We start from the raw sequence: 13,537 nt of genomic DNA on the forward strand, positions 1-13,537 counted from the left end.
CCAGGTTGAGTTTCGATGGCCGCCCGGCAAGCCGAGTAGCACAGGATACAAGCGGAAGCTGGGGTGCATTTCTTTTGGTTACTTGTTCTTTGTGCAAGCAAAGAAAAGTAACTCGCTGAAAAAGCGAAAAGCAACCCAACAAACAACCACAAAACCCGCGTGGGCATACATACCCACCCTACAACGAATAATCTAAAGAACAACCTTTACGACTATCTCACCTTGCCTGGATTCCGGCCTACGCCGGAATGACGCATACAAAAAAGGCGCACCTCTCAGCACGCCTTGTTTTACCTTAATGATGACGCCTACAAACATTAAACATGCTTGCGTGCCAATCGCGCCAGCCTTCTCAACCACCCCAGCAAATCATCCACATAGGTATACAACACCGGAATCACCACCAGGCTTAGCAAAGTCGAGGTTATCAAGCCACCAATCACCGTAATCGCCATCGGTGAACGGAAACTGGGGTCGGCACTCCAGCCCAAGGCAATCGGCATCATGCCGGCCGCCATGGCAATGGTGGTCATGATAATCGGCCGGGCGCGCTTATGGCAGCCGTCGATAATGGCGTCAAATCGGCTCAATTGACGCTCTTTACGCGCCATGATGGTGTATTCCACCAGCAAAATGGAGTTTTTGGTCACCACGCCCATCAGCATCAACAGGCCAATCACACTTGGCATGGAGAAGCTGTTATGCGTCACCAACAAGGCGAAGAAAGCGCCACCTAATGACAGCGGCAACGCACCCAGAATCGTCACTGGCTGCAAGAAGTCGCCAAACAGTAATACCAGCACGACATAGATGCACATGACGCCGATAATCATGGCGCCGCCAAAGCTGCTGAACAATTCATTCATACGTTTGGCGTCACCAGCCTCAAGCTGCTTCACGCTAGGCGGCAGGTTTTGCATGGCAGGCAGTTGCTGCACTTCGCGCATAACCTCGCCGATCTGGCGCTTGTTGAGCTCAATATCAAAGGTGACATTGCGCATGCGGTCCATACGGTCGATTTGCTGCGGACCGCTGCCCATGCGCACAGTGGCGACGGTTTCCAGGCTGACGCTACCGTTGCGTGAAGGCACACGCAATTGTGCAATTTCCTGCAAACTGGTACGTACACTAGGCCCCAGACGCACACGAATCGGTACCTGGCGCTGCGGCAAGTTCAATTTAGGCATGGTGTTGGTAAAGTCGCCCGAGGTCGCCACACGAATCACTTGCGCAATGGACTCCACCGTCACACCCAGTTCGGCAGCTTTGTCGACATCTGGGATAATCTGTACCTCTGGCCGTTGTAAGCTGGCGCTGGAAGTAATATTTCCGACGCCCTTCAAGGTGCGCAATTGCTGTTGCAATTGCTGGCTGGCACTGGTTAAAGCATTGGCATCATCGCTGGCCAGGGTAATTTGCAGCTTCTCGCCGGATTCGCCGATACCGACAGTCACGCGCGCGCCGGGCAGGTTTTTCAAGCGTTCGCGCAAGTCCGCTTCAATCTCGGATTGCTTTTGTTTGCGCTCGCTACGGTCAGTGAGGCTGATCACCAAACTGCCTTTACGTACATCAGTCGTATTTTGTGACGCATTTGGCCCGCCGCCGCCCGTGCTGGCAGAGCCTGCTGCGCTAAATACCGCTTTCACTTCAGGATGTTGCTTGACGATCTGTTCGGCCATCTGCACCACATGCCGCGTTTGCGCCAACGGCGTGCCTGGCTGCAACTCAATATTGACCTTGGTCTGACTGCTGTCAGAAGAGGGCACAAAGCCTTTAGGCAACAGCGGCATCAGGCTCAACGAGCCAATAATAAACAAGATGAATCCTGCCACCACGGTTTTGCGGTGTTGCAAGCACCAGCCTACCCAGCGCAAATAGACACGCATGGAAGAGGAGTCCTCTTCCTCTTTAGCCGCATGCGGTTTGAGCAGGTAGGCGGACATCATGGGCGTTAACAAGCGCGCCACCACTAATGACCCCAGAATAGCGATAGCCGCGGTGATGCCAAACTGTTTAAAAAACTTACCCGGAATGCCGCCCATAAAGGCCGTTGGCAGAAAAATCGCCACAAGGGTAAATGTCGTCGCAATCACGGCAAACCCGATTTCATCAGCGGCTTCCATCGCCGCCTGATAAGGTGTTTTGCCCATGCGCAAATGGCGCACAATATTCTCAATCTCCACAATGGCGTCATCGACCAGAATACCCACCACCAAGGCCATGGCCAGCAAGGTCAGCACATTGAGTGAAAAACCAAAGTACTGCATAAAGGCAAAGGTAGGAATCATGGACAATGGCAAGGCCACAGCCGCAATAATGGTGGCACGCCAGTCGCGCAGGAACCACCACACCACCAAAATCGCCAGCAGCGCGCCTTCATACAGCAGGTGCATGGAGCCTTCGTAGTTATCTTCTACCGGCTTGACCATGTTAAACGCTTCGACAATATTGACCTGCGGGTGTAATTGTTCAAACTTTTGCAACGCCTCACGCACATCTTTAGCCACGGTGACTTCGCTGGTGCCTTTGCTGCGCGTGATTTCAAAACGGATCACCGGCTTGCCATCATAACTGGCATAGGTGGTGCGCTCGGCATAGGTATCCAGCACCTCGGCCACTTGTGACAACTTGATATGACGGCCATCGCCGAGCGGAATATCAAGATTGCGCACTTCGTCTGCACTGTGCAAGGCCCCCAAGGTGCGCACAGACTGGATATTGTCGCCAATATCGCCACGGCCACCAGAGGCATCTTGCTGCACGCGCTTGAGCTGTGCCGACACATCACTGACATCCACATCCAGTCCGGCCATCAAGGTCGGATCCAGGTTGACCTGCACTTCGCGGTCTACCCCGCCAGTACGTGTGATTTTGCCGACCCCATTGACGGCCAGCATGGCCTTGCTGACTTCGTTATCGACAAACCAGGACAGTTCGCCCTCGTCCATATTATCGGCCGAGGCGACAAAGGTGAGAATGGCGTTGCCAGAGGTTGTGACTTTGGACACGGTGGGCGTCGTCACGGCGGCAGGCAACTCGGAACGTGCACTATCCACTGCATTGCGTACCAGGTTGAGTGCTTCTTCACTTTTGGTATCAATGGTGAACTGCACGGCAATGCTGACACTACCATCAGTGATGGTGGTGGTCATATGCTCAATGCCGCCGATGGTCGCAATTTTGTCTTCAATCTTGCGCGCCACTTCGGTCTCCAGCTGCGGCGGCGCCGCACCTTCCAACGCCGCGCTCACGGTGATGACCGGCAATTCAATATCAGGAAAGTTTTGTTTGCCTAACTGATTGAGCGATTTCAGGCCGAGAAAGCTCAGCACCACAAACAGCAAAATCGCCGGAACCGGGTTACGGATAGACCAGGCCGAAAAATTCATACTTACGCCCCGCTACGCTTGCTCAAGGTGACCACTTGCACAGTGTCGCCATCGTTTAAAAATGCGCCACCACTCAGCACCAATTGGGCGTTTGCATTCAGGTTGCCCAGTAACTCAATTTGTTCGCCACGCGTGCGGCCGGTTTGTACCTTGCGCTGAACCACTTTGCGCAATCCTTGGGCATCCGCTGCCGTTAACTCAAACACATAGGCAAAGCCATCGCGATAAGTCACAGCACTTAATGGCACGGCCAAGCCTTGCTGCTGACCAATATCCACTTGTCCCTGCACATACATGCCCGGCTTGGCGCTGTCTTTAGGAATATCCACATACACCAGCGCATTGCGCGTATTGTTATCCACCGTCGGCGAAATCAGGCGCACCTTGCCTGTCACCGCGTTGCCGCCAGACAAGGTTAAACGTACTTGTTGTCCGGCACGTAACGCCGTTTGCTGATCGGCATTCACCTCCCCGCGCCATTCAATCCGGCCTTGGCGCACCAGCCGAAACAACTCGGTTCCAGAGGACACCACATTGCCCAGGTTGGCCGAGCGTGACGAAATCACCCCATCATCCGGCGCCACCACTTTGGTCTGGCGTAAACGGATTCTCTGGTTTTCCAGCTCAGCCTCAGACAATGCCAGGTTTGCTTTCGAAGTTTGCTCGGCAATCAGGTATTCATTAATTTTCTGGGCCGACAAGGCACCGCTATCTTTAATTTCACGTGCACGGTCTGCATTGCTTTTGGCCTCTGCCAGGGCCGCTTTGTCTTTTTCAACAGTCGCTAGCTGTTTTTGCAAATCGGCTTTGACTGTTTCATCGGCCAGCATGACCAAGGCCTGGCCTTTGCTCACTTGCGCCCCCACATCGGACAACACTTGCTGAATACGCAATCCAGAGATTTCTGCACTCACCAGCGCTTCTTGCCAAGGATAAATGCTGCCGTTAAGCACCAGCGTCATCGGCCATTGCACCACCGCGGGCTGCGTCACCTCTACACTCAAAGCAGCTTTAGAGGCCGGCGCCTGTGTGGCTGGGCTAGCCGTCGGCGTGGCGGCCGGTTGACGGTTACCGCGTTTTTCTGCCAGCTCAGCCTGGTGCAAAGGGTGTTGCCAGAACCACACGCTCACCCCCACCAGTAACGCAGAAATAATGAGAAATGTTGTTTTTTTTGTCAGTTTTTTTGCCATCATGCTTACCTTTTTTCCATGGGCTTCAGAGGTTTGCCAGCCTGCTGGGTAGCCTGTGTTTCTAGCCAGTCGCCACCAAATGCCTTATACAAGGCGATCCACTGCAAGACCCGGTTCTTTTGCTGCGTAATCACATTGAGTTCAGCGTTGATTTTCTGGCGGCGCGCATCTTCCAGCGACAGCAGATCCAGACCGCCGGATTTCCAGTTAATTTCAGCCGCTTTAAAATATTGCTGGTATTGCTGCGCACTGGCCTGCTCAGATTGTGCACGTCGCGTGGCGCTGTCCAGGTTAACCAGTGCCTGCTCGACTTCTTTGACGGCAGTTCGCACGTCTTGTTTGTAAGTCGCGAGCAAGCTGTCAAAGTTAGCCCGCGCCTCGGCGAGGTCTGCACGCAAGGTGCCGCCATCAAAAATAGGCAATTTGAGCGAGGGGCCATAAGACCAGGAATCTGTACGCGTCACCATGCCGTTAAAATTGGTACGGCGGTAGCCAATCGAACCGGTCAACGTCAAGCTGGGGTACATTTGTGCTTTAGAGACGCCAATATTGGCACTGGCTTCGGCCAAGTTGCGTTCATCTACCGCCAGGTCCGGGCGACGGGTGAGCAAGTTTGCAGGCAGCGCACTGACATCAAACATCGCCGGTTCTGGCATGCCTTTGCCTTTGGCTAAAGCATCGCGCAACGCCGGTTCTGGCATATTCGTCAGCTCAACCAATGCTTTGATTAAACCATCACACTCTGCCTGCTGACCATCGAGCGTAGACTCACTGGCGCGCGTCGCTGCCTCTGCCAGCGCCAGGTCAGACGGAGCAGAGAAACCAGCCTTGGCTGAAATGCCTGTCAAACGCGCGGTCTCGGCACGCGAATCATAAGCCTGCTGCAATGCCTGCACTGAAGCCTGGCAGGCACGATAATTCACATAGTTATTGGCCACTTCTGCCGCCAGCGTCAGGCGTGCGTCATGCCAGGCAATTTTTTTCGACTCAAGCTGGGCTTTGGCCGCCTGCTTGGCCGCTTTCACCTTGCCAAACAGGTCAACCTCCCAGCTGGCATCCAGCGACACGGAGTCAATTTCAATCGTGCTGGATGGGAAAGCCGCATTACCACCACCGCCTTTACTCTTGGTGACGCTGCCTGTGCTGGTTAAATCAGGAATGCCTTGTGCTCGCGCCGACAATACATTGGCACGCGCCACACGGATATTGGCCAGTGCGATTTCCAGCGAAGGACTTTCTTTTTGCGACTCGGCCAATAACTGGTCAAGCACCGGATCTTTGAATTGTGCCCACCAATCTTTTAATGCGGCGACATTCCCACTGTGTGGCAAAGGCGCCTGCCATTGCTCGGCAATCACAGGTTTGGGTCGAATATATTCATCAATCACCGAACAGCTTGCCAGTGGCAAACACAGTAATAGCCAGGCCCAGTGTTTATGACGCTGCATGAACTGGCTCCATTCCTTCTAATCCACGTAAAAACAAACTCACCACAAATGCCAGATGTGCCTCGGCATCCCAGTCCGGCTCGAGCACCCCAAACAGTGCCTTGGTCCGAGGGGTCGCAATCAGCAACTCACAATACGACTCCGCTGCCCGCATAAAATCTTGCGTTGGTAGCACGCCTTGCGCCGCATAAAAACGGAAAATATCGGCCAGCATCTGGTGGATGCGCTGCGGGCCGACGGTTTTCATTGCACGTGATAGCTCGGGGATATGCGACGCCTCGGCAATGCCGATACGGAAAAAAGACAGCATGCGTGGCTCCATCACACGATTGAGTGCGAAGCGGCCAATATCGGTCAGCACCTGCTGTAATGACTTGTTGTGCAAATCCTCTACCTTAAACATGGCAGACACATCCTGCTCCACCATGTGCCGCATGGCTGCAATCAGCAACTCATATTTATTGCTAAAGCGCTCATAAATCGTCCGCGTAGACACGCCGCACACAGAGGCAATATGTGCCACACTGGTTTGCGCCACGCCCTCAGTCATAAACAGCTCCAGCGCCTGCTCCAGCAACAATACATGGCGCTCTTGCTCAGTCCCTGACTTGGGGCGACCGACTTTGGTTTTCACTTGTACAGGTTCTAACATAAAATAAAAATAAAACGTTTCATTTTTATTTTACCTGCCACTTTGTCAAACTAGCAAGCGATTTGTTGTAACCCGGCAGATACATGCACGCGACGCGCCATGTTCGCGCGCAGGTTTGCTATACTCGCAGCACTTTTAATTCAGACTGCACTGCACAGGCATGGCCCTTAAATCCACCATTTATAAGATAGACGTCAATATTGCCGATATGGATCGGCATTATTACCAGCAACATCACCTCACACTGGCCAAACACCCTTCAGAGACAGATGAGCGCCTGATGGTGCGCCTGCTGGCCTTCGCGCTATATGCCGATGAGTCGCTGCTGTTTGGCAAGGGCTTGAGCGAAGACGACGAACCTGATCTCTGGCAAAAAGACCTGACCGGTGCGATTGAGCGCTGGATTTGCGTAGGCTTGCCTGATGAGCGCGACATCCGCAAAGCCTGTGGCCGCTCAGCGCAGGTAGTGCAAGTGCTGTATGGCGGCAGGACGGCGGACATGTGGTGGGAGCAGAACCATAAAGCGGTACTCAAGCTCGACAATGTCACGGTGATTAACCTGCCCGAGACTGAGCAATTAGCTGCCGCCGCTGCGAGAGGGCTTACCATCAGCTTCACCATTCAAGACCGGCAGATATTGGTAAGTTATGAGGGCGGTAGTTTTGAAATCAGCCCGGTATGGTTAAAAGAAGCCAGTTAAACAAAAAGCCAGCATTGCTGGCTTTTTTCATATGAGGGCCGTTTAAGGAAAGAGCCGGTGTTCTGCTGGCCAGACCCCACTGTACATGGCTTCCGGATGATGCCGCATTAACCGCTGGCGCACCTCGCTCAATCTACGCAAAGGCACAGAGACGATCATCAAAATATTGCCCTGCTCAATTTGGGCATAATATGATTTGATACGGTAACTAGGTGCGGCCGTCGCCACCGCAGCGGCCCAGGCTGCACATGAAAGCGCGCCCAACACCATGCAATACGGGATCACCATGAGCGTGACCTCGCCAAACCACCAGGGCACCAAATACGCCAGCATGCCGCCTAACAAGCCGAACACGGCACCAAACACAAACCCCGCCAGCGCACTGTAAACCACATCAGACTTTTCTACTGCGTTGGCTTTGGGCAAGTTACCCAGGGCCTGTTCATTTTTTGCATGAAAGTGAATGTGATCTTCATCAATTCTCTCCAGCAGCAACTCATTCATCATCGCTTGTGCACTTCTAATATTGGGTAAAACAAAATAGAGCCTGCGTCTCATGTCGTTCTCCTATCAATATTGCCAGTCGTTCGCTGGTAGAGTTTTGATAGTGTTTAAACGCAAAGATTCACTTTTTAACACCTGTTGTGCTGGACGGCCTTGCCACCAATAACGCAAGATTTATCTGTCATCCAGCTTACCAACCCAGACACTGCGCAACTTGGCCAGCTTATAGCGCAAACCAGCGCCTTCGTTGGAGAGCGCATCGAGAAACAAGGATAAGCGCCGGGATTTAATCACCGTGTAAAACGTGAGCAAACTGACCGGGACAAACACGATGGAAAAATACGCCAGCTTCTCCATCGTGCTGGCTTGTGTGAGGTCAATCAAATTCATGCCTAGTAAACCGGTTGTCATGGTGCCGATCAGGCCTAAAATGGTCACAACTGTGAGGCGAACAACCGTATCCGCCTGGCGCTTGATTTCTTCGCCCTCCAAATACTCGGCCATATCCATAATGCGGCGCCGGGTTTTTTCAAACAGGCTGACGGAATCCAGTTGCTTCAGCATCAGTGTAAACAGGTCTTTGGCCACGGCCTGGTCAGACACATTTTCAAACCAGTAGCGATGGGTAAAACGTAAAAACACGGCGGTAGCATTGCGGATACGGTTACGGAAATTTTTAACCGAGTCTTCACTTTGGATATCCAGGCGACTGATGGCCTGCACCATGCGGTCTGACAACATGAGCAAAGCCGCTTTCTGGAAATGTGCGATTAAAAACAGCAGGAAATACTGGTTCTGGTAATGACGCTTGATGCCTGTGCGCTCATTGGTAAACACGCGGTGCTGGTGGCTGCCAACGACAACAAAGTTTTGCCCGGTACACATGATGCGGGTAGTGCTCCACGGGTCTTGCCGGGCTTCGTCCCAATAGCGGTCATAGCAATTATTCTTTTCGAACTCCTGCAAGAAGTGCTCGGTAAACGGCAGGGTTTCCGAATGCCATGGCTGGCAGACCAGGCCTAGCCGGATCAGGTCACCACGACTCAGCTGGCTCACATCGTCAAACGACAAATAAGCCATCAGCGGCATGCGCTGATATTCAATTTCACGGTAGCGTAGCTCGCCCTGCTGACCGGAGTAATGCGGCACCAACGGATGCAACAACGCCAGCCAGTGCAAGGACACGCAGGGCACATGGTTTTCTTTCACATAGGCCAGGTAGCGCGCCTTGTCTTCGTAATCTGAACGCGCAATGACTTGTCCTTGCTGATCCAGCCATTCAATCAATTGCGCACAATGCCCGCCCTCGCCAGTGTCATCCCAGTAATTAGGATAGGTGCGGCCCAGGCGGTACATTACCTCCATGGCCGACTTGAGTGGCAGGTCTTTGCCCGTCACTTCAAATGCCAGCATGGCCACATCAATATCAAAGAAGAAATACAACTCGACATGGGAGACGCGCAAGATGAGCGGCTCCGCCTCGCCATGCAGCGTAATGCGCACCTGGCTAATATCACTGCGGGTAAAAATATGAATGGGCGACTCACCATAGCCGCCAGACTCGCGGCCATGCTTGCCTTCGCCGTATAAAAAACGCTGGGCAAATGGTAAAAAGGTGACGAATTCCTGATATCTGGTTTCACTCAGATGCGGCGAATCCTGCAAAAACTCGTCTTGTATCTCGACCCATGGCGAATCAGGCGCGGCTTTGAGTAGCTGCCAGGGACGGTGCACGGCGCCCGCACTGTGATCGGTCATCAACTGTATCGGCCACAACAGTGTTTGTCGAAAATCTCTTACGATACTGCTTTGCAGGTTGTCCGCCATGATGGATGCCCTTTAGCCGCTTGCTTGGAATGTGGACTATAGCGCGGATTGGCAATACAGAATCAGAGAATAAGCGCCGCAAATACCCGCCAAATAATTTAGCCGCAATGTCGATACAAGTCCATCATGGTGCGCCCCGCATTCACCAGTTCGTACACCAGCGTGCCCGCCCCTGTGAATACAACAAGCAATACCGTCGCCAATATCAGCTTACCCGTACTGAGTGCATGGCCTTTGAGATACATCGCCCATAACCGGGCTGACCAGATCAGCAGAATCAGCCCTGCCAGTAACTGCAGGCCTGCGGCCAACTTAAATAATGGCCTGTCGGTTACCTGCATGTAAATCGCCTGCAAGGCTGTTAGTTGTGTTTGAAACTGTGCACCCAAGGCAGCGTTTGGCCGCACTTCACCACTGCTGGCATCGGTTGCGCAAAGCACGTTTTGCTCAATCAAAGGTTTCAGCGTCGCCATGCCTTTTTCCAACTGTATCCATGCTTTTGCAGTGACCGGGTCGGCCAGGCTGATATTGGTGAGCGAAGCGGCAAATACCTGTATCACCAGCATGACGCCGCAGGCCGCGCACATCAGGCCAAAAAAGCGCTGAAAGCCGCTTTGCACACCGGCCACTTTGGCCGCCAGGTAAGCCAGTGCCGACAAGCCCAACAACTCAAACAACAACCGTATGGCGGCAAATGCATGAGCGGCCATGCCAGCCTCATCGGTCGCCAGTTGCACCGGGTTGGTCATTTCAGGAAACACCACGGCCAGCACCAGCGCAATGGTGAAAGAAAGCAGCAAAAAGGCAATCGATTGCTCCAACAGTGCATTCGGGTCATCCGTATTGAGGTGGTCATGCACCAATTGCGATGGCTGCATCAGCAGGCGGGTAAATTTGCCCAAGTAGGTAGGCAACTCTTTTAATACATCGTCTAACAATGCCATGGCACACCTCTTTTACACAGACAGACATACCTTAACACTGTTGTGACGGCGGCGGCTACTTCTGGCAGCGTTTGCAAGCGGCGCCGAGCAGAGTGTCTGTTGCACGCCACACAGTAAAAAGCCAGCATCGCTGCTGGCTTTTTAGGGGCATGAATCAGGCATTACACCTTCTGATACACTTCGCTACCCTTTTTCACGAACTCAATCGCTTTTTCCTGCATGCCCTTTTGCAATGCAGCCTGTTCGTCTACGCCTAATTTATCCGCATAGTCACGCACGTCTTGCGTAATTTTCATCGAACAGAAATGCGGGCCGCACATGGAGCAGAAATGTGCTTGTTTGGCGCCTTCTTGTGGCAAGGTTTCGTCGTGGAATTCCTTGGCTTTTTCCGGGTCCAGGCCGAGGTTGAACTGGTCTTCCCAACGGAATTCGAAACGGGCTTTACTCAATGCGTTGTCACGAATCTGCGCACCTGGGTGGCCTTTGGCCAAATCCGCCGCATGTGCTGCGATCTTGTAGGTGATGATACCCACGCGTACGTCTTCTTTATCCGGCAAGCCCAAATGCTCTTTTGGTGTTACATAGCACAGCATGGCACAGCCATACCAGCCGATCATGGCGGCGCCGATGCCGGAAGTGATATGGTCATAGCCTGGCGCGATGTCAGTGGTCAATGGGCCCAAGGTGTAGAACGGGGCTTCGCCACAGTGCTCCAGTTGCAGGTCCATGTTTTCTTTAATCAGGTGCATAGGCACGTGGCCTGGGCCTTCGATCATGCACTGTACGTCGTGCTTCCAGGCGATTTGCGTCAGCTCACCCAGCGTTTTCAGCTCAGCAAACTGCGCTTCGTCGTTAGCATCGTAGATAGAACCAGGACGCAGGCCATCACCCAGTGAGAAACTCACATCGTACTGCTTCATGATTTCGCAAATTTCCTCAAAGTGCGTGTAGAGGAAAGACTCTTTGTGGTGTGCCAGACACCATTTGGCCATGATGGAACCACCACGTGACACGATACCGGTCATACGTTTGGCGGTCATCGGGATATAAGCCAAACGCACACCGGCATGGATGGTGAAATAGTCCACACCCTGCTCTGCTTGCTCAATCAGCGTATCGCGGAAAATTTCCCAAGTTAAATCTTCTGCTTTGCCGTTCACTTTTTCTAGCGCCTGGTAGATAGGCACGGTACCAATTGGCACCGGTGAGTTGCGGATAATCCACTCACGGGTTTCGTGGATGTTTTTGCCGGTGGACAAATCCATCACGGTATCGCCGCCCCAACGCGTGCCCCACACCATTTTCTCGACTTCTTCTGAGATAGAAGAGCCCAGTGCTGAGTTACCGATATTGGCGTTAATTTTGACCAGGAAGTTACGGCCAATAATCATCGGCTCGATTTCCGGGTGGTTGATGTTGGCGGGGATAATGGCACGGCCACGCGCGACTTCGTCACGCACGAATTCTGGCGTGATCACTGGTGGAATACTGGCACCATAGTTTTGGCCCGGATGCTGGGTTTGCAGCAACTCGCTCATGTTTTCGCGGCGCTGGTTTTCACGGATGGCAATAAACTCCATCTCAGGCGTGATAATGCCCTGGCGCGCATAGTGCATCTGGCTCACGTTTTGGCCAGCTTTGGCACGCAACGGTTTGCGGTGCAGGTTAAAGCGCATTTCGGCCAGTTGCGGATCCACCAGGCGTTGGTGACCAAATTCAGAGGTCGGGCCATCCAGTTGTTCTACATCGCCACGTTCCATAATCCATGGCGCGCGCAACGCAGGCAAACCGTTACGGATATCGATATCGACGGTTGGGTCGGTATAAGGACCAGAAGTATCGTAAACCACCACTGGCGGGTTAGTGTCGCCACCAAAACTGGACGGTGTATCACTCAATGAAATTTCACGGAATGGCACCTGGATATCAGGGCGGGAACCTTCAACGTAGATTTTGCGCGATTTGGCAAATGGTTTGGTCGCAGCTTCGTCAACTTTTGCATCAGCGTTGACGAACTTGATATTTTTATCAATTGCATTCATTAGAGCATCCTTAAAAGAAAAGACGTAAGGATGCATATGGAGGTTTGCATTCCCTACGGTGGTCTCAACCACATCAGGTTCGAAGGGTAACTCTCACTGCAAACCTTGAATAAACGAAGGACTTACAGACCCCTAGCAACGGCCGAATTGTGCTGGAAAACGCCTGATAAGGCAAGCAAAACAAAGTTTTGCATCTGCCTGCCATTGACAAATAGACAGACCTGTCTACAATCACATCACCCGACTACAAAAACATACGGGGTTTATTTCAATTCAGGAACTCAGGAGAGATCATATGGAAGTTTTATTAATCGGTGCAGTCGCCTGCGCCATGGCTTTAATTTTGTCAGCATGGTTGATGACGTTTGCGCGCTGGTTCCCCATCAAAGGCATAGACGGCGACTTTTTGGTCGACTACAAAACCATGATACGGGCCCACGTCGACTATGCCTTGATGGCATTGTTTAACCTGGGATTTTTTGGTGCAGCCAAGGCAGCCGGCGTAGAGTTGCACCACTTTGCCTGTGTCTGTGTGGCGATTGGCGGCTTTACCAACCCTACCGTGTTTGTGATTGCGGCGTTTGACCCTGACTTCTGGAGCAAAACCAAATGGAAAGTGTTCTCCGCCATCAGTTTTGTCATTACTACGGTTGGCTTCGTGACTATCTGCTACCAGTTGCTTTGCCACGCCTTGTGTGCGCACTAAACAAGCGTTGCCAAGCTCACAAACCCTGCTTCGGCAGGGTTTTTCAATGGTGTCGATCGCAATCATTCACGCCGTCACGCATTGCATAAACTAAGCACGGAATCCTCAATTATTCCGGCATTCGCCACCGCCCTG

The 13,537-nt window shown here is 52.7% G+C and carries 10 protein-coding genes and 1 riboswitch; of the genes, 2 read left to right on the forward strand and 8 right to left on the reverse strand.

Annotated features, from left to right (window positions below; translation table 11 throughout):
* Positions 1-317: 317 nt before the first annotated feature.
* The 4 genes from INP78_RS12135 to INP78_RS12150 are packed head-to-tail and all read right to left on the reverse strand — an operon-like array spanning position 318 to position 6,679.
* Positions 318-3,389, reverse strand: a complete 3,072-nt coding sequence (locus INP78_RS12135) for an efflux RND transporter permease subunit (RefSeq protein ID WP_194742460.1) — start codon at positions 3,387-3,389, stop codon at positions 318-320.
* A gap of 2 nt (positions 3,390-3,391) precedes the next feature.
* Positions 3,392-4,582, reverse strand: coding sequence for an efflux RND transporter periplasmic adaptor subunit (locus INP78_RS12140; RefSeq protein ID WP_228522863.1), 1,191 nt, complete (start codon positions 4,580-4,582; stop codon positions 3,392-3,394).
* A gap of 2 nt (positions 4,583-4,584) precedes the next feature.
* Entirely contained in the window at positions 4,585-6,027 is a 1,443-nt protein-coding gene (locus INP78_RS12145; protein WP_194742461.1) for an efflux transporter outer membrane subunit, read from the reverse strand.
* Positions 6,014-6,679, reverse strand: a complete 666-nt coding sequence (locus tag INP78_RS12150) for a TetR/AcrR family transcriptional regulator (protein WP_228522864.1) — start codon at positions 6,677-6,679, stop codon at positions 6,014-6,016. Before INP78_RS12150 ends, INP78_RS12145 begins: the two co-directional genes overlap by 14 nt.
* Before the next feature lie 160 nt (positions 6,680-6,839).
* On the opposite strand from INP78_RS12150, the gene INP78_RS12155 reads away from it, so the two are divergent.
* Positions 6,840-7,379, forward strand: coding sequence for a YaeQ family protein (locus INP78_RS12155; protein WP_194742462.1), 540 nt, complete (start codon positions 6,840-6,842; stop codon positions 7,377-7,379).
* 42 nt (positions 7,380-7,421) lie between these two features.
* On the opposite strand, the gene INP78_RS12160 is transcribed toward INP78_RS12155, so the two are convergent.
* The 4 genes from INP78_RS12160 to thiC form a co-directional block, all read right to left on the reverse strand.
* Positions 7,422-7,937, reverse strand: a complete 516-nt coding sequence (locus INP78_RS12160; protein WP_194742463.1) for a hypothetical protein — start codon at positions 7,935-7,937, stop codon at positions 7,422-7,424.
* A 120-nt stretch (positions 7,938-8,057) separates the two neighbouring features.
* Positions 8,058-9,710, reverse strand: coding sequence for a hypothetical protein (locus INP78_RS12165; protein ID WP_194742464.1), 1,653 nt, complete (start codon positions 9,708-9,710; stop codon positions 8,058-8,060).
* A gap of 98 nt (positions 9,711-9,808) precedes the next feature.
* On the reverse strand, positions 9,809-10,654 hold the full coding sequence (locus INP78_RS12170; protein WP_194742465.1) for a hypothetical protein: 846 nt from the start codon (positions 10,652-10,654) through the stop codon (positions 9,809-9,811).
* A gap of 161 nt (positions 10,655-10,815) precedes the next feature.
* The gene (gene thiC / locus INP78_RS12175; RefSeq protein ID WP_228522865.1) at positions 10,816-12,696 is read right to left on the reverse strand and encodes a phosphomethylpyrimidine synthase ThiC; all 1,881 of its coding nucleotides are present in this window, start codon (positions 12,694-12,696) and stop codon (positions 10,816-10,818) included.
* 32 nt (positions 12,697-12,728) lie between these two features.
* Positions 12,729-12,840: riboswitch (TPP riboswitch) on the reverse strand.
* Positions 12,841-12,991: 151 nt separating this feature from the next.
* Here thiC and INP78_RS12180 point away from each other — a divergent pair.
* Complete coding sequence (locus INP78_RS12180; protein WP_194742466.1) at positions 12,992-13,402, forward strand: hypothetical protein; 411 nt, start codon at positions 12,992-12,994, stop codon at positions 13,400-13,402.
* The last annotated feature ends 135 nt before the right edge of the window (positions 13,403-13,537 follow it).

It is taken from the genome of Methylophilus sp. 14 (genome assembly GCF_015354345.1).
GTDB lineage: Bacteria > Pseudomonadota > Gammaproteobacteria > Burkholderiales > Methylophilaceae > Methylophilus.

What these genes read in the sequence shown, in the direction of transcription:
- INP78_RS12170 (WP_194742465.1), bottom strand. Translation starts at nt 10,654, where the DNA reads ATGGCATTGTTAGACGATGTATTAAAAGAGTTGCCTACCTACTTGGGC.
- thiC (WP_228522865.1), bottom strand. Translation starts at nt 12,696, where the DNA reads ATGAATGCAATTGATAAAAATATCAAGTTCGTCAACGCTGATGCAAAA.
- INP78_RS12140 (WP_228522863.1), bottom strand. Translation starts at nt 4,582, where the DNA reads ATGATGGCAAAAAAACTGACAAAAAAAACAACATTTCTCATTATTTCT.
- INP78_RS12165 (WP_194742464.1), bottom strand. Translation starts at nt 9,710, where the DNA reads ATGGCGGACAACCTGCAAAGCAGTATCGTAAGAGATTTTCGACAAACA.
- INP78_RS12150 (WP_228522864.1), bottom strand. Translation starts at nt 6,679, where the DNA reads ATGTTAGAACCTGTACAAGTGAAAACCAAAGTCGGTCGCCCCAAGTCA.
- INP78_RS12155 (WP_194742462.1), top strand. Translation starts at nt 6,840, where the DNA reads ATGGCCCTTAAATCCACCATTTATAAGATAGACGTCAATATTGCCGAT.
- INP78_RS12135 (WP_194742460.1), bottom strand. Translation starts at nt 3,389, where the DNA reads ATGAATTTTTCGGCCTGGTCTATCCGTAACCCGGTTCCGGCGATTTTG.
- INP78_RS12145 (WP_194742461.1), bottom strand. Translation starts at nt 6,027, where the DNA reads ATGCAGCGTCATAAACACTGGGCCTGGCTATTACTGTGTTTGCCACTG.
- INP78_RS12160 (WP_194742463.1), bottom strand. Translation starts at nt 7,937, where the DNA reads ATGAGACGCAGGCTCTATTTTGTTTTACCCAATATTAGAAGTGCACAA.
- INP78_RS12180 (WP_194742466.1), top strand. Translation starts at nt 12,992, where the DNA reads ATGGAAGTTTTATTAATCGGTGCAGTCGCCTGCGCCATGGCTTTAATT.